Here is a 15500-nt window from a genome sequence, read left to right on the forward strand (position 1 = left end):
TTTTCCTGTGCATTGCACAAGAAAGGGAGTAGAGGATCGTCCAGTTCTGAAAAAACAGGATCCCTCTCAAATGGTACTGAATATTACATCTGCGTTAGCCTTGTTTGTCCTGATCGCGATTTCCAGCGTGATCTATTTCGCCTCCAAGCGGATCAAAGTTCCTTATACGGTGTTGCTGGTCGCTGTGGGCGTGTTGCTGGTTCCTATTGTGAATCTGCCTTATCTCAACTCTGTGTTCGGCTTTTTGGGCGATATGGTCCTGACGCCTGAACTGCTCTTCTTCATCTTCCTGCCTGTGCTGATTTTTGAATCCGGCTTCAACATGAATATGCGCCGCATGCTGGACAGCGCGTGGGCGATTTCATTGCTGGCCGTGGTCGGGATGGTGATTTCCACGATTACGGTGGCGACCTTGTTGTTCTTTGCTCTGCCGCTGGTGGGCATTGAAATTCCGTTCATGCTGGCGTTGGTGTTCGGCGCGGTGATTTCGCCGACCGATCCGGTGGCTGTGCTGGCCATCTTCAAGGAATGCCATGTGCCGCGTCGTCTGGGGCTGGTGTTCGAAGGGGAAAGCCTGCTGAATGATGGTACGGCGGTGGCGTTGTTTATGGTGTTGCTGGGTGTGGCCACAACGGGCTTCCACGGCACCGAAACGATCATGCACGGCATGTTCGAATTCGTGACCATGCTGGTTCTGGGTGTGGGGCTGGGGCTGGTGATGGCCGCCGTGTTCACACGTGCGCTGCGCTACACGAAGAAAAACGAATTTGTGACCGTGACGCTGATCCTGATTTCGGCGCATCTGGTGTTTATCACCTGCGAGCTGATCAACCATAGCGGTGTGGTCCATATCTCGTCGATTATCGCGACGACGGTGGCGGCGTTGTTTATGGGGAACTATTCCCGCAACACGCTGCACCCCGAAGTGGACGGCTATCTGGGCAAGCTGATCGAACATATGGCGTTCGTTGTGAACTCGCTGGTGTTCCTGATGGCAGGCCTGTTGTTTGCCAGCGCGGGCGTTGATCTGGCGCATTTGTGGCTGCCGATTATTGTCACGGTGCTGGTGGTGGCGTTCTCGCGGATTATTGCGGTCTATGCCGTGACGGTGCCGCTGAACCTGAGCAAGGTTGAAGCCCCGATCCCCGCCGCCTGGGAAAAATTGCTGGCTTGGGGCAGTCTGCGCGGGGCGTTGTCGATTATTATCGTCACGTTGATCCCGGCGGACTTCACGGTTCCGGGTTGGGTTTTGCCCTATACGCCGCAGGAATTCCTGCTGTCGCTGACCATCGGGTGCATTCTGGCGACCTTGTTTATCAAGGCTCCGCTGATCGTGCCGATCATGAAAAAGCTGAAAATCACCGATGAAAACGCGCTGAAAAAGGCGCACGAGGCCGATCTGGGGATCTATTACCTCCAGACCGAGCGGGCGCGTCTGGTGAAGCACCATGAAAAGGGCTTCGTCCGGCCTGAACATTTCGCGGCGATGATGCAGCGTCTGGAGCAGAAACTGGCTGCGGCCGAAGCCATGCGGGCCGATCTGGTGCAGACCCATGGCCGGATTATTTTCGACCAATCCCTGCATCTGGCGATGGTGCATGTCGAAAAAACGGCCCTGAAAAACCTGTTCATCAACGAAGAGGTGAGCGAGCAGACCTATCGCCGCCTCTACAGCAAGCTGTGCCTGCAACAAGAAAAGATCGAACAGGCCCGCCACAATGAAATCGACCCGCGCGCCTACACCGACCGCAAGGATGTGTTCGACAAGCTGGTGGCGCTGGTGAATATGCCGTTTGACCGCAATCGCGGCCTGATCACCCCGGCCCAGCGGCTGGAATATTACCGCGCGCAGATGATCATGGCCCGCAAGGCGGTCCAGACCATCGAATGCATGCAAACCGAACACGGCCATCCGGTGTTTCTGCCGGAATCCTATGATCAGGTTCTGGCCCTGTACCGCCAATACAAAAAACGCTCCGGCGAAAAGGCGGATAACATGGTTGCGGAATACAAGGATGAATTGCTGCCTTATCTGCACAAACTGGCGGAACGGTCTTTGTTCGCTTCGGGCGGCCGGGCGCTGGATTACCTGCATGACAAGGGTTTGGTGGACGAGCATGTCATGCATGATCTGCGCGAACAATTCTCCGTCTAAGGTATTGATTACAAATCAAAGAAAAGGGCGCGGGAGTATCCGCGCCCTTTTTGTTTGTTGGTCGGTTTATTGTTACGCAGATTCCATATTTACAGAATCTTTTTCTGGCTTGCTCGTCGAATCGTGCTATGTTACCACCATAAAATGCACAACGGCGCAGAGCCCTTTGGAGGGGTTGCGCCGTTGCTCCTTACCCTTTTGGAAGGGGTAGGATGGATGGCCCCGTTAAGGGTTACCCGATAATAATCGGGTGGTTTGCCAGTCCATCAAATCCTCCTTTCTATACGCTGCGATCGCGTTTGGGGTGTAGGGGTCCGAGTAATCGGACCGGCTATAAGAAACTCCCGTGGTTGCAGCCGCGGGGGTTTCGTTCTTTTGGGCCGGGACAAAGTACCAGTCCCAGCCATCGCGTCTGACCAAGCTCTGTTTGGAGAGCCGATAAAGCGTCATTCCGATAGTTTTCTCATGGAGCGTCTCACCACGTCGGCGCTCCAAAACTTTTCTTAGCTGACTTGCACGAACAGGCTTGGGGTAGGCTTTCTCGGCCTCCTCCAAGATTCCTTCTTTGATTGTTTTTTGGGAGATGGTTTTGACGGGCGCGCTAAGATTCCAGTTTTCTTGTGACTGGCTGGTAAAGGCTTCTTTTGCCACATCAAAGCCAAAAAGGTGGCCGGCCCTCTCGCAGTCCTGAAGCAGTGTGGAAAGATTTTTTTGCCGTTCTTCTAGGTTTCCAATCGCAACAGCGTTCTCGGTGTATTCGGCGATAATTTCCAAAAAGCGGTCAATGATGGCCTGTCTTGCAGCAGAAGTTGATGAAAGCATGGTGTTGTCCTCGTGCTATGCTTATTGATATCCTATTTGTGGTATTATACGAATTCAATCTGTAGGGGTTTGGGGATTCCCTTTTGTCCACACATTTTAAGAACTGCTGTTTTTGGGAGGAGTAATCCCCCCTTGACTCTTTTTGTACCGAATGGTATATCTATATGTAGATAGAGTGAAGCGAGGCCGACAATGTCTGATATGCGCGAACAAGTATTACAAGTGGCTGGGGACCTGACGCAGGCGCGGGGGTTCAACGGGTTCAGCTATATCGATTTGTCCGACGCGGTTGGGATCAAAACGTCCAGCATCCATTATTACTTCAAGAAGAAGGATGATCTGGCTGTGGCCCTGATTGAACGCCAGCGCAAGATCGTTGGTGAAAAACTGGCGGCCATTGATACGGCACAAATGTCGCCCCAAGCATCATTGCAGGCTTTGGGCGATTTATTCAAAAGCTTCATCACTGGGCGGCAGGATAATTTCTGCCTGTGCGGCATGCTGGCTGCGGAATTTGCGGCCATGAATGATGCGGCACGCGCGGCGTTGAAAGCCTATTTCGATGATGTGCGCGGCTGGCTGGCTGGGCAATTTGTGCGGCTGGACCCGGCGACCACACCGGATCAGGCGCAGGCCAAGGCGCTGGGCTTTATTGGTGCGCTGGAGGGCGTGTTGCTGATCGCCCGGCTGGAGAAAAATCCAGCCCTGATTGATCAGGCCATTGCGCCTTTTCTACACCCCTAGACGTCATCCCGGCGAAGGCCGGGATCCATAGGATAGATTGTATGGACACCGGCCTGCGCCGGTGTGACGAGCGGGGAAGAGAAAGAGTTTTAGGGAGAGGAAAAATGTCGGTGACCACCCGCCTTTTCTCTCTCCCTGAATATCTATCTTTATATAGATAGAATTAGACGATGACTACGCATTGAAACCCAAAACCAAGGAGACGATCATGACGATTCAACCCGTAAATCCCGATACCGCCACAGGCCGCGTGGCTGAATTACTGGCAGGTGCAAAAGCCAAGCTGGGCATGGTGCCGAATATGTTCCGCGTCATCGCCAACGCCCCGAAAGTGCTGGATGGGTATTTTGCCTTTTCCGGCGCCGTTGGAAACACGCTGAATGGCAAGGCCCGCGAACAATTGGCCATCGCCTTGGCCGGCAGCAATGATTGCGGCTACTGCCTGAGCGCCCACACGGCCCTCGGCCGCATGGCCGGCGTCAGCGGTGATGATCTGCGCTCCGCCCAAAGCGGCAGCGTGTCCGACCCGAAAACGCAAGCGATGATCGACTTCGCATTGGAGGTCAACCGCACCCATGGCGAAAACATGCAATCCGGCGTCGCCGCCGCCCGTGATGCGGGCTTAAGCGATGAAGAATTGCTGGAAATCATCGCCAATGTTGCGCTGAACATCTTCACCAATGCGGTGAACGGCGTGGCGGAAACTGAAATCGACTTCCCGAAAGTCGAAATCATCAAAAAAGCCGCGTAATTGAACCCAAACCACACACTGAAGGAGATAATCATGAGCATTCAACCAATCCACATTCAATCTGCAGCAAAAACCAGTGGTGTGCTGCAATCAGGAACGATCCAAACCGTTCTGATGACCGGCAAGACACTGACAACATTGGGCGGTAAGGACCGCGTCAATATGCGGCTTTCCACGGGCACCGATGAAACGCCCAATTATGTGTACGAGGACACGCTGTCGCACCCCACTGCGGAGCAGTTGTTCGCTGGGGCGTGGTCGGCCTGTTTTACGGGCGCGATGCGCAAGGCCGCGCAGGGGATGAAGGTCGCCCTGCCTTCTGACACAGCGGTCGAGATCGCGGTCGATCTTGGTATTACGGGCAATGCCTATCTGCTGCAAGCCCGGATCGATGTCAGCCTGCCGGGCCTGCCACAGGATGTGGCCGAAGCACTGGTGCATGAGGCGGACCAGATCTGCCCTTATTCCAAGGCAACGCGCAGCAATATCGACGTGGTGCTGAACGTCACCACCGCATAAAAGCTGTGTTTATTGATCCGTCATATCAATCAGATGGAGCGCGTGAAAAGACCACATTCACGCGCTCTTTCGCGTCCACTTTAAGCCCCCTCTCCCATGGGGAGAGGGTTGGGGTGAGGGGGTAGAATGGTTGTGAGGGCGTGTTTGATCCTGCAATATCCCAACCCCTCACCCAGCTTTGGCTAAGGGCGCTGCCCTAAGCCTGCGCAACCCTCTCCCTATGGGAGAGGGGAAAAGGGGGGTTTCTAGGCTTATCCGCGCGTTGAACGGGTGGTAGCAGGTTTAGAATGTTCTGCGCTTTGCTGCACATTTTTGTGCGCATTTTCACCCGGCTCCGCCAACCGCCCCAGACGGTCGAGATAGGCGCGCATGCTGGGCCGTGTGCCTGAGGCCATTTCCAGCAGGATCAGGGGGCGGAAGCGTCCGGCTTGCGCGAACACGCGGTCTTCGATGAAACTGGCATAAGGGCGCAGATAATCGGCCAGTGTCGCAGCCTTTTGGTCCAGATCCGGCGTGTCGCGCACCAGCGCATCATGCAGGGCCGAGGCGGCGATGGCGCCCGTTTGATACGCCCAGAAATACCCCATCTGGCGATCAAACCAGTGGCTTTCTGCCACCATGAAATCATCCGGATCATGCGGCTGGCCGGTGAATTGCTGCATCGTGTCGGCCCAGAAGGCGGGCAGGTCGGCCACGGCCATTTCCCCATCCAGAATGCGGCGTTCGGCCAGCACGCGCCAAACCATGTTCGGCGGCAAGGCCAGCTCGCTGGTGCCCCAATTCATATCATGCGGATCGGGGCGCGTGGCCAGCGCGTGCAGGTTTTCCGGCGTCCATTCCGGCCCATCCACCTGCAAAATGCTGCGGATCAAGGGTGCAGCAATATCGAAGAACCGCTTCTTGTATCCCGCTTGCTCAAAGAACATCGCGGCGGCCTCGTGCGTGTTGTACCCGTTCACACGGCCCACCGGCTGGGACTTCACCGCATCGGGCAGGCGGTTGAGCGCCAGCAGATACAGCAAATGCCCGCATTCATGCATGGCATTGGTCAGACCGCGCAGCACATCATCTTCATAACATTCAATGGCCAGTTTGACGCGGTTGGGCGTGCCCCAGCAAAACCCGTTGGGCAGGGTGGTAAAATCAATCTCAATATCATGGTGGTCCATCTGATTTTGGTCCCATCCACCCGCATCCAGAAACGCGTTCAACACATGGCGGAATAATTTTTGCTGCAGCTCCTCCGCAACATCGGGCAGGGGCAACGGCGGTGGGGCATCGCGCAATTCCTGCGCCAAACTCTGTAAATTATGGGGGTATCGCGTTTTGGCCGATTCAATGGCGCGGTCAATATCGCTGTTGCGCGTGTGCGGGTTCCATTCATCCAGCAACACTTCCGACACCGCCACGCCCAGCCGCCGGGCGGGCTCGGCGGCCAATTGCCGACGCAGGGAGAAGATATTTTCAAGGATCGGTTGCTGCGCCTGCCATGCGGCGCGGGGTCCTTCGCGCTCGGACACTTCAAACGTCTCCAACCACTGGGATTCCGAGTGTTTCAACGCATCTTCCAGCGCATCAATCAATTCCGGATGGGTCAGGCCGGACGACAAATCATGCAGCCGCCGCATCTCCTGCAAATTCGCCTGATCCCAGTCGGGCAAAGCCTGTGCGATGGTATCCGCGTGATCCAGCAGGGTATCGACGTGATACCGGTCGCTGTTCAGCAAACGAAACTGGTTATGGCGCCGCCCCTTGATGTCGGCGACGATGGAATCCAGCGCCGCAGGCGGGGCCAGCCATTTTTCCGCCTGTAAAATATCAATCTGGTCGGACTCGCTCTGCCATGCCCCGAAAATACGGCGCAGGCGGTCATAGGCCTGCAACGCTTCCTCCGGCGTTGGTGGTGTATTGGTCAGGGCCAGTGTCGTCCGTTCCGGTTCGACCCCAAACAGGCGCAAAACATTCTCCGCCACGCGCCGCCACACAGCCCGTAGGAAAAAGATCGTTCGTGGTGTTTCACCCTCAGGACGCATGGGCCTCAACCGCTTTCATGGCCCTGATTGTCTTTGAAAACATTGAAAAAATGGATAATGACCACACCGACATATGGGGGACAGCGCGGTGCGCATTGACTTTTGAAGATAAAAGGAATATAGTCCTATTATGTTTTAAGCCAGCAGGCCCTTGCGAAAGCGGGGCCTGCTTTTTTTACGCGAAAGGAAGGCGGCATGCTGTTCAAAGATATTTCCACCCTGTTGCGCGACCCGGTCGGCAACAATCTCAAAAACAATCCGGATGATGTTGAAAACCTGAAACGGAAATTCAAGGCGATCGATCGGTACGGCCGCGATGTTGAAAACGGCTATATCGACCGTGATCTGAATGACGCGATTTTCAAGTTTCAGAAAGAGCGCGGGCTGAAGGTTGATGGCCGCATGAATCCGGGCGGGGAAACCGAAACAACGCTGATCAACACGCTGTTGGGATTGGACCGCCCTGTGGGAAAGCGTCCTGCGCCTGTCCGTCACGCAACGCGGTCCGTGCCCATGGTGGCTGCGGGTGCCGCGCCGATGATGGCGGGCGCAGCGGTGCGCACGTTGCCGGCCCTGCTCGGGCTGCTGGGCGGCATGATCGGTCTGAACACGGACATCACACCCACTGAAACCGGCGAAGATGCACCGCAACCGCAACCCATCCCGCGCCCGGTTCCCAATCCCGTGCCGGAAACGCCACCTGAGCCTGAGGGAGAGGATTGTGAGGCACAGTATGAGAGCGATACGGCAGATTGTAATGGGGTCACGGAAAGCAATGGTCCGCAGGCCGGGGCTGTTTGTCATCAATCGGCCAGTGACATTTATGCAGCTTGTCTCCGCGGCTGGCCTCGTGAGGATTGGCCACCCTTGCAGATCTGACGCTCCGCAGGGTAATCTTCCGGAATGGTGAAGAAAATTTTATCACATCAGATGTTGTGCCTGTCTGTCCATGAGCGGGATGGACAGACACATTTGTTACTGGAGAAAGAGCCCTATTATCGGGATCAAGACCGTGCCCCGCATACAGAAACTGCGCTGGAAACGCTGTCTATCAAGAATCTGGCTATGGATTCTGTGTTTTTGTCGGACTTGGGCTTTAAGATCGCATTGGCTCTCTTGTCAGAGCATGCGCTGAACGATGTTCGTGATGGCATCCGGGTGCGGTACATTTATGCATACCAAGATGATGGTCGCGCTGTATTGCGAATGGATCGGTATTTGCCGGGTCATCATCCCTACCGACCCAGCCCCCATAGAACAGTCTGTGAGAAGGTGTTCCTTCCGAGCTTGATAAAAGAGGACATTTTTCAGGATAAAACATACCATGTTTTAGCGAAGACTGTTCTGGGACATTTGCCGTTAGACGTTGCGGAAAAGTAGTGGGGGGATGTTGCAAATTCCGTCGCCCAAGCAAATGCTCTGTCTGTCCGTTCACGATCAAGAAACGGACGGGCCGTGCCTTTTGATTGAACGGGGTCCCTATGTTCGGGATGAGAACAGGTCTCCGCGTTCTGAAACAATATTGGAAACGCTGAATGTCACAGATTTGTCTGCAAACGAGGATTTTTTGCAGGATCTGGGGTTTAAGCTGGCCCTTGTTATCCTGCGCGAATCCGCGCGCAAAAACAAATGGGGAGAGGTAAAGGCGGCCTATATCTATCCGCATGTGCGCGGGAATAACGCGGTGATCCGCATGGATTCTTACCCCGTTATTCGGCGGCCTTACGTTCCTGATCCTGCCCGCGTTTTGTGCGAGCGTTTGCCGTTACCGGGACTGGCAAGGGCGGATATTTTTCAGGATGATCTGTATCGCACGCTGGCCGAAACGGTATTGCGCCATTTGCCTTTGGATGGTGTCGAAGTTCTTTGAAAACACAATGAAAATGGATAATGTGGTGCGGCGTATGGCGCAGCAGCTGCATGGCGCGCGCCTGTTATGATTTACCCTGCATTATCAACGAGATAGCGATGAGCAAATACAATATCCGCGACACCGAAGCCAAATGGCGCAAAACCTGGGAAGAGCGGTCGTCTTTCGCCAGCGGTGAGGATAAGGGCAAGAAGAAATACTACGTGCTGGAAATGTTCCCGTACCCGTCGGGGCGGATTCACATGGGCCACGTGCGGAACTACACGCTGGGCGATGTTGTGGCGCGCTATCGCAAGGCACAGGGGTTCAACGTTATTCACCCGATGGGGTGGGATGCGTTCGGCCTGCCGGCGGAAAACGCGGCGATGGAACGCGGCGAACATCCGGGCACATGGACGTATGCGAATATTGCGGTGATGCGCGACCAATTGAAATCCATGGGCCTGTCGATTGATTGGAGCCGGGAGGTCGCAACCTGCCACCCGGGGTATTACAAACACGAACAGAAGATGTTCCTGGAGTTTTACCGCAAGGGTCTGGCCTACCGCAAAGAAAGCTGGGTCAACTGGGACCCGGTCGATAACACCGTTCTGGCCAACGAACAGGTGGTGGACGGCAAGGGCTGGCGCACCGGGGCCCCGGTGGAACGCCGCAAATTGTCGCAATGGTTCCTGAAAATCACTGATTACGCCGAAGATTTGCTGCAGGGGATCCAGACACTGGATCGCTGGCCGGAAAAGGTCCGGATTATGCAGGAAAACTGGATCGGCAAGTCGCAGGGCTTGCAGTTCAAATTCGATATGGTGGGATCGGATCAACAGATCGAGGTTTATACGACCCGTCCGGATACGCTGTTTGGCGCGTCGTTCGTGGGCCTTTCCCCGAACCACCCGATGGCCGCACAATTGGCTGGATCGCACCCGGACTTTGAAGCCTTCATGGCCAAGGTGCAGCAAGGCGGCACATCCGAAGCGGCGATTGAACAGGGCGATAAATTCGGTCTGGATACCGGGGCAAAGGTCAAACACCCGTTTATTCCGGGTGTGGAATTGCCGGTCTATCTGGCCAACTTCATCCTGATGGATTACGGCACGGGCGCGATTTTCGGCTGCCCGGCGCATGACCAGCGGGACTTTGATTTCGCAACAAAATACGGCCTGTCCATCACCCGTGTCATTAGCGGAGAGGGCGATTTGCCGCACACGGGCGATGGCGTTCTGGTCAATTCCGACTTCCTGAACGGCAAGGACGTAGATGCAGCAAAATCCGAAGTGATCAAGCGCATGGAGGCCGATAAACGCGGCTTTGGCACCACGCAATACCGCCTGCGCGACTGGGGTATTTCACGCCAGCGTTATTGGGGCTGCCCAATTCCGATGGTGCATTGTGATGCGTGCGGTATCGTTCCGGTGCCGGATGATCAATTGCCCGTCACCCTGCCGGATGATGTGACGTTTGATAAACCGGGCAACCCGCTGGCGCACCATCCGACATGGAAAAATTGTGCATGCCCGTCCTGCGGCAAACCGGCGCAGCGCGAAACCGACACGTTCGACACGTTCTTTGAATCGAGCTGGTATTTCGCGCGCTATTGCGATCCGCGCAATGAAAACGAAGCGTTTTCGCGTGAAAAAGCGGGCTATTGGCTCCCGGTCGATCAATATATCGGCGGGGTGGAACACGCTGTGCTGCACCTTCTGTATTCCCGCTTCTTCACCCGCGCGTTGAAGGATTGCGGCTATCTGGATGTGGCCGAACCCTTCGCGGGCCTGTTTACGCAAGGCATGGTGACCCATGCCACGTACAAGGATGGCGATGGCAAATGGCTGCTGCCCGAAGATACCGTGGACGATGGCAAAGGCGGGTTTAAACACATAAAAACCGGCGCGCCCGTGGTTCAGGGCCGCATTGAAAAAATGTCGAAATCCAAGAAAAACGTGGTTGATCCGGAGGTTATTCTGGGCACCTACGGCGCCGATGCCGCGCGTTTGTTCATCTTGTCGGATTCCCCGCCGGAACGCGATCTGGAATGGACCGATGCCGGGGTTGAGGGCTCATGGCGTTTCGTCAACCGCGTGCATCGCATGGTGGATGAATTGCTGGCCACGCTGCCGGCCGCAAAAACGCCCGTGCCATCGGCCTTCAGTGATGCGGCGCTTGATTTGCGCCGCGCATCGCATGGCGTGATGGCCGGGGTGGCAACGGATATTGAGGCCTTCCACTTGAACAAGGCGGTGGCCCGTATTCGCGAATTGTCCAACACCATCGGATCATTCAAAGCGGCGGATGCGGCGGATCACTGGGCCCTGCGCGAAGCACTGGAAACATTGGTTCAATGCATGAATCCGATGATGCCGCATCTGGCCGAAGAATTGTGGGCCGCGCTGGGCCATTCTACCTTGCTGGTGGATACCGCCTGGCCGAAGGCCGACGCGGCTTTGCTGCAATCCGACACCGTGACCATCGCGGTACAGGTGAACGGCAAAATGCGCGCGACCATTACCCTGCCGAAGGATGCGGAAAAGGCTCACGCCGAAAAAACCGCCTTGGCTGATGCAAACGTGCAAAAAGCGCTGGAGGGCAAGGATGTCCGCAAAATCATCATCGTCCCGAACCGGATCGTCAATGTGGTCGTCGGTTAAGCGGGGGGCTGGAAATATCGCCCTGATCGGGGTTTTGATCTGTCTGTCGGGTCCGGCCTTTGCTGCGCTGGAACAGGGGCAATGGTCCACGCCGATCGGGGACAATCTGGCCCATGTGTTTCAGGTCCCGCCGCGCCAGAGCACGAATTTCGCCCTCAGCCGCACGCATTACGATGTGGCGGAACAGATGTTTATTCTGGATATGGCGGAATTGCCCTCCCACGTGAACGAAGCCGCCCCGCCCAAGCCCGAAGATTTGCGCCACATGGCCTTTTTGCTGCGCCTGACAACGCAGCAAAGCCAATGGCTGACGACCGAGCAGGGGCGCGATTTGTTCAATGCTGACGTCTTGCCGTTGCCGCCATTTGGTGCGGTGTTTGCCCTGTCGCTGGATGATTTGCGGGCTGGAACCGCGGCGGTCGTGGATCAGCCTTATGGCGCTCTGGATCTGGTCCCGGTGCTAGAGGAAGCGCCGCAAAAACAGATGCGCCTGTGGCCGCCCGGTATGGCGGAACACGCGGGCGGCACCATCGGGTTTGATGTGCGCGATGATGCGGGCGGTGTGCGGGTATCGTTCCGGGCGGAATTTATCGACACGCCCCTGACCTATCGCGGGGTGTGGTCGCCGGATGGGCGCTGGGTGTTCCTGCCCTTGCCGCAACGGGCCAAAATCGAATGGGTCGCGGCCATGGGGGCCTTTGCCACGCGGGATATGCTGGTGTTGGGCCCGTTTGAAACCACCCGTTCGCCCGAGGCCATCCGTATCGAACTGCGCGACCGCGCGGCGAAGGAGGGCAAATCGGCCCGCACGGCTGATTTTGCGGCGGGCACGATCAGCGCCGATGAATTTTTCGGCCCTGCTTTGAACGATGCGCGGGCGCGGGTGCAACGCTGTGCCGATCTGCGCGATGCGGTCGGCCCGATTTATGAACTCAGCATCAAAGATGCAAAAGATGCCCGCCCGCTGTATCCGCCGGGGGATGGGGACCGTCTGGCCGTGGGGCAGCTCTTCACCCTGACGCTGGATGCGGAAAAAGTGCGTGGCAAGGTGGTTGTGGCCGGGTTGGACCCGGCGGCGGCCCCGGCAATCGCGGCTTTTGCGGCGGATCAGGGCTGGACGAACGATGTCCAAACCGTCATGGTGCATGCCACGGACGGGGTTTTGACACTGAAATGCCCCTAGGGATTAAAGGGTTTTTGGCGATGATTCATACGGCAGCAATACGGTCGATTTTCATGTTGGTTCTGGTGTGCGGATTGTTGGCCGCCTGCGGCTTCCGGCCCATGTATGGCACGGCGGCGATCCCGTCGGGGGCGCGCGTCGCCCTGAACGATGTGGCGATCAGCAACATTCCCGACCGGTCCGGCCAGCAATTGCGCAACGCTCTGATCGATCGTTTTTACGCGCAGGGTCGCCCGGCGGATGCGCGTTTCCGTCTGGATATCGCGCCGATTGCGGAAACCAAGACCGAGCTGGACATGACGAAAAGTGCCGATACGACGCGCTCTCAGCTGCGTCTGCGCTCAACCATGGTGCTGGTTGATGGCATGAGCGGCCAGCCAGTTCTAGAGCGCCCCGTATCGTCGATCGTCAGCTATAACGTGCTGGGCAGCCAGTTTTCGACCCGTGTGACCGAACAAAATGCCCGCGACAACGCCATCGACGATTTGTCCCGCCAGATCGAGCAGGCGGTGGTCCTGTACATGAACCGCACCCCGCAGCAAAAAACGCCCTATGAAGCGCAGGCGGTTGAGGGTGTGCGGTATAAGATTTTGCCGTAGCCTATTTCTAAAGACCCTCTCCCTAGCCCTCTCCCAGGGGGAGAGGGAATACGGTGCGGGCGGGGCATGAAGCCCCTCTCCCTCCGGGAGAGGGGTTGGGGAGAGGGTTGGGTGTTCAACCAACAAGGGAAAACCTTGACCCAACCCCCCGCTTCCGACAGGATCGGCCCATGAAACTCACCTTCCGCCAGATTGAACCTTTCGTTAAATCCCCGGACCCAGCGGCCCGGGTGGTGTTGGTGTTTGGCCCGGACGAAGGGTTGATGAAGGAGCGGGCGGCGCTGATCGGCAAGTCGGTCGTGGCGGATTTGAATGATCCGTTCAATGTCGCGGTTTTGAGCGCGGACGGTCTGGGGTCTGACCCCGCGCGGCTGAATGACGAAGCGCGCGCCATTTCCATGATGGGTGGCAACCGTTTAATCCGCATTGAAAGCGGGGCGGACAGCCTGACCCCGCTGATCAAGGAATATTTGTCCGACCCATCCCCCACGGCGCTGGTGGTGATTGAGGGGGGCGACCTTTCGACCCGTTCATCCCTGCGCAAATTGGTGGAAAGTGCAAAGAATGCGGCGGCTTTGCCGTGCTATGTGGCCGAGGCGCGCGATGTCTCCGGCCTGATCCGTGAAATGCTGCAGGAATCGGGCCTGCGCATCGATAATGACGCCAGCGCATGGCTGTCGCAACAATTGACGGGCGACCGCTTGCTGGCGCGGGCCGAAATTGAAAAATTGATCACCTATATGATCTCCGCCCCGGATAAATCCGTGCATCTGGATGATGTGATTGCCTGTTGCGGACAGGGCGGTGCGAAATCGCTGGATGACCTGATTTTCGCGACCTTGGGCGGCGATACCGAAGCCGCCTTGCGCACCTTCCGCCAATTGCTGGATGAAGGCACGGCGATTATTGCCATGCTGCGGTCCTTGCAAAACCATGTGCGCCGCCTGCATCTGGCCCGCGTGGCGATGGATCAGGGCGCCAATGCGAAAGAGGCGATGGACGGCCTGAACCCCAAAGTGTTCTTTAAATGGGAAGATTCCTTCCGTGGCCAGTTGATGCGGTTTAGCGCGACGCGGCTGGAGACGATTATGCAACGGCTGATGCGGCTGGAAGCGGACTGCAAGCAAACCGGAACCCCCGATGAATTGGTCACGGCGCAAGCGTTGTTGTCGATCAGTGCCGCTTCGCGGCGGTGACTCGGAAACTCAGAATCTCGGAGTCTCAGAACATTAAATTTCTGAGATTCCGCAATTCCGAGATTCTGATTACTCCTTAGAAAGCTGCTCCACCCGCATTTGACGGGCGCGGGTCAGGATGGCGTCTTCGACCTGACGGCCAGTTTCGACGTTGGCATCGGCATCGCGCCAATCATTGCCTTTACGCACCTGACGGAACACTTTCACCTGAATGCCATCCGACCGCAATTGGCGATCCAGAATAAAGACGTTCAGCTTGATGCGCTCGCTCGGTGTTTCCGGCGGGGTGTACCAGTCGGTCAGGATCACGCCGCCAAACGGATCGGCGCTGGCCAGCGGCATAAAGGAGATGGTGTCCAACGCGGCGCGCCACAGATAGCTGTTAACGGTGACGCCGTCGGCGCCGGTCGTGTCGGCCTTCTTCTTGCCCAGCAGGGAAATGCCACCATCGCCGAAGATGCTTTGCGTTTCGCTATAGATATCGTTCTGGTCCACCTTGGTGTTGCGGTCCATCCCGGTCGGGTATTGGGCCTCGCCCTTCGGGGCGGAGGAACAGGCGGACACAGCCGCGACGGCAATCAAGGACAGGGTCAGAACCAGAAAACGCGATGTCATGCGGGGAACCTCTTATATATAAAGCTGCCTGATGATTTAGCATGCGGGGCAGCAAGCCTCAAGCGTATGGTGCATTGGCGCCGTTTTAGGGTGTTGATCACACCATCCGGAGGTAGGCGGGGGTGTCCGGAGGGGCTTAAAGAGTGTAGGGTAGGCCTTATAAGCCAGAATCTGGAAAATGTATTATTTTTCAATGCGTTGAAAAATATGGATATTTTTTATGTGTGGTAAAAAAATCACAGATAAAGGGTGAAATGTGGCTTCTGTGCACGTCCCCCGTTGAAAACCTGACCTTCCGATGACATCCTAATGCCCATACGTGCCGTTCGGCATGGGGATCAGTGAAAATTGAAAACCTTGAATCCGAACGG

General features: G+C 56.5%; 14 protein-coding genes. 11 read left to right on the forward strand and 3 right to left on the reverse strand.

The window, feature by feature from the left end:
* Window positions 1–70: 70 nt before the first annotated feature.
* On the forward strand, window positions 71–2155 hold the full coding sequence (locus ACSC94_RS10145; RefSeq protein ID WP_435640723.1) for a cation:proton antiporter: 2085 nt from the start codon (window positions 71–73) through the stop codon (window positions 2153–2155).
* A gap of 225 nt (window positions 2156–2380) precedes the next feature.
* On the opposite strand, the gene ACSC94_RS10150 is transcribed toward ACSC94_RS10145, so the two are convergent.
* Complete coding sequence (locus tag ACSC94_RS10150; protein WP_435640724.1) at window positions 2381–2977, reverse strand: hypothetical protein; 597 nt, start codon at window positions 2975–2977, stop codon at window positions 2381–2383.
* A gap of 192 nt (window positions 2978–3169) precedes the next feature.
* On the opposite strand from ACSC94_RS10150, the gene ACSC94_RS10155 reads away from it, so the two are divergent.
* The 3 genes from ACSC94_RS10155 to ACSC94_RS10165 all read left to right on the forward strand — a co-directional run bounded on the left by ACSC94_RS10155 (window position 3170) and on the right by ACSC94_RS10165 (window position 4991).
* A complete protein-coding gene (locus ACSC94_RS10155) occupies window positions 3170–3721 on the forward strand; it encodes a TetR/AcrR family transcriptional regulator (RefSeq protein ID WP_435640725.1) in 552 nt (183 codons plus the stop codon).
* A 208-nt stretch (window positions 3722–3929) separates the two neighbouring features.
* Window positions 3930–4472 (forward strand): carboxymuconolactone decarboxylase family protein, encoded by a 543-nt coding sequence (locus tag ACSC94_RS10160; protein WP_435640726.1) that lies wholly within the window; start codon window positions 3930–3932, stop codon window positions 4470–4472.
* A gap of 114 nt (window positions 4473–4586) precedes the next feature.
* Window positions 4587–4991, forward strand: coding sequence for an Ohr family peroxiredoxin (locus ACSC94_RS10165; protein WP_435642170.1), 405 nt, complete (start codon window positions 4587–4589; stop codon window positions 4989–4991).
* Between the two features lie 251 nt (window positions 4992–5242).
* Here ACSC94_RS10165 and ACSC94_RS10170 read toward each other — a convergent pair whose 3' ends face one another.
* On the reverse strand, window positions 5243–6964 hold the full coding sequence (locus tag ACSC94_RS10170; RefSeq protein ID WP_435640727.1) for a peptidase M32: 1722 nt from the start codon (window positions 6962–6964) through the stop codon (window positions 5243–5245).
* 255 nt (window positions 6965–7219) lie between these two features.
* On the opposite strand from ACSC94_RS10170, the gene ACSC94_RS10175 reads away from it, so the two are divergent.
* The 7 genes from ACSC94_RS10175 to holA all read left to right on the forward strand — a co-directional run bounded on the left by ACSC94_RS10175 (window position 7220) and on the right by holA (window position 14514).
* Window positions 7220–7903 (forward strand): peptidoglycan-binding domain-containing protein, encoded by a 684-nt coding sequence (locus ACSC94_RS10175; RefSeq protein ID WP_435640728.1) that lies wholly within the window; start codon window positions 7220–7222, stop codon window positions 7901–7903.
* A 24-nt stretch (window positions 7904–7927) separates the two neighbouring features.
* The gene (locus ACSC94_RS10180) at window positions 7928–8404 is read left to right on the forward strand and encodes a hypothetical protein (RefSeq protein WP_435640729.1); all 477 of its coding nucleotides are present in this window, start codon (window positions 7928–7930) and stop codon (window positions 8402–8404) included.
* 166 nt (window positions 8405–8570) lie between these two features.
* Complete coding sequence (locus ACSC94_RS10185) at window positions 8571–8894, forward strand: hypothetical protein (protein WP_435640730.1); 324 nt, start codon at window positions 8571–8573, stop codon at window positions 8892–8894.
* Window positions 8895–8992: 98 nt separating this feature from the next.
* The gene (gene leuS / locus ACSC94_RS10190) at window positions 8993–11536 is read left to right on the forward strand and encodes a leucine--tRNA ligase (RefSeq protein ID WP_435640731.1); all 2544 of its coding nucleotides are present in this window, start codon (window positions 8993–8995) and stop codon (window positions 11534–11536) included.
* Window positions 11520–12719 carry a hypothetical protein gene (locus tag ACSC94_RS10195; protein ID WP_435640732.1) on the forward strand — a complete coding sequence of 400 codons (1200 nt, stop codon included), beginning with the start codon at window positions 11520–11522 and terminating at the stop codon, window positions 12717–12719. The genes leuS and ACSC94_RS10195 overlap by 17 nt, the downstream gene beginning before the upstream one ends.
* A gap of 20 nt (window positions 12720–12739) precedes the next feature.
* Complete coding sequence (lptE, locus tag ACSC94_RS10200) at window positions 12740–13318, forward strand: LPS assembly lipoprotein LptE (RefSeq protein ID WP_435640733.1); 579 nt, start codon at window positions 12740–12742, stop codon at window positions 13316–13318.
* 170 nt (window positions 13319–13488) lie between these two features.
* Window positions 13489–14514, forward strand: a complete 1026-nt coding sequence (holA, locus tag ACSC94_RS10205; protein ID WP_435640734.1) for a DNA polymerase III subunit delta — start codon at window positions 13489–13491, stop codon at window positions 14512–14514.
* A gap of 69 nt (window positions 14515–14583) precedes the next feature.
* On the opposite strand, the gene ACSC94_RS10210 is transcribed toward holA, so the two are convergent.
* The gene (locus ACSC94_RS10210) at window positions 14584–15129 is read right to left on the reverse strand and encodes a DUF3576 domain-containing protein (protein ID WP_435640735.1); all 546 of its coding nucleotides are present in this window, start codon (window positions 15127–15129) and stop codon (window positions 14584–14586) included.
* Window positions 15130–15500: the final 371 nt, after the last annotated feature.

This window comes from Micavibrio aeruginosavorus (assembly GCF_051245535.1).
GTDB lineage: Bacteria > Pseudomonadota > Alphaproteobacteria > Micavibrionales > Micavibrionaceae > Micavibrio > Micavibrio aeruginosavorus_D.

What these genes read in the sequence shown, in the direction of transcription:
- ACSC94_RS10145 (WP_435640723.1), top strand. Translation starts at nt 71, where the DNA reads ATGGTACTGAATATTACATCTGCGTTAGCCTTGTTTGTCCTGATCGCG.
- ACSC94_RS10150 (WP_435640724.1), bottom strand. Translation starts at nt 2,977, where the DNA reads ATGCTTTCATCAACTTCTGCTGCAAGACAGGCCATCATTGACCGCTTT.
- ACSC94_RS10155 (WP_435640725.1), top strand. Translation starts at nt 3,170, where the DNA reads ATGTCTGATATGCGCGAACAAGTATTACAAGTGGCTGGGGACCTGACG.
- ACSC94_RS10160 (WP_435640726.1), top strand. Translation starts at nt 3,930, where the DNA reads ATGACGATTCAACCCGTAAATCCCGATACCGCCACAGGCCGCGTGGCT.
- ACSC94_RS10165 (WP_435642170.1), top strand. Translation starts at nt 4,587, where the DNA reads ATGACCGGCAAGACACTGACAACATTGGGCGGTAAGGACCGCGTCAAT.
- ACSC94_RS10175 (WP_435640728.1), top strand. Translation starts at nt 7,220, where the DNA reads ATGCTGTTCAAAGATATTTCCACCCTGTTGCGCGACCCGGTCGGCAAC.
- ACSC94_RS10180 (WP_435640729.1), top strand. Translation starts at nt 7,928, where the DNA reads ATGGTGAAGAAAATTTTATCACATCAGATGTTGTGCCTGTCTGTCCAT.
- leuS (WP_435640731.1), top strand. Translation starts at nt 8,993, where the DNA reads ATGAGCAAATACAATATCCGCGACACCGAAGCCAAATGGCGCAAAACC.
- ACSC94_RS10195 (WP_435640732.1), top strand. Translation starts at nt 11,520, where the DNA reads ATGTGGTCGTCGGTTAAGCGGGGGGCTGGAAATATCGCCCTGATCGGG.
- lptE (WP_435640733.1), top strand. Translation starts at nt 12,740, where the DNA reads ATGATTCATACGGCAGCAATACGGTCGATTTTCATGTTGGTTCTGGTG.
- holA (WP_435640734.1), top strand. Translation starts at nt 13,489, where the DNA reads ATGAAACTCACCTTCCGCCAGATTGAACCTTTCGTTAAATCCCCGGAC.
- ACSC94_RS10210 (WP_435640735.1), bottom strand. Translation starts at nt 15,129, where the DNA reads ATGACATCGCGTTTTCTGGTTCTGACCCTGTCCTTGATTGCCGTCGCG.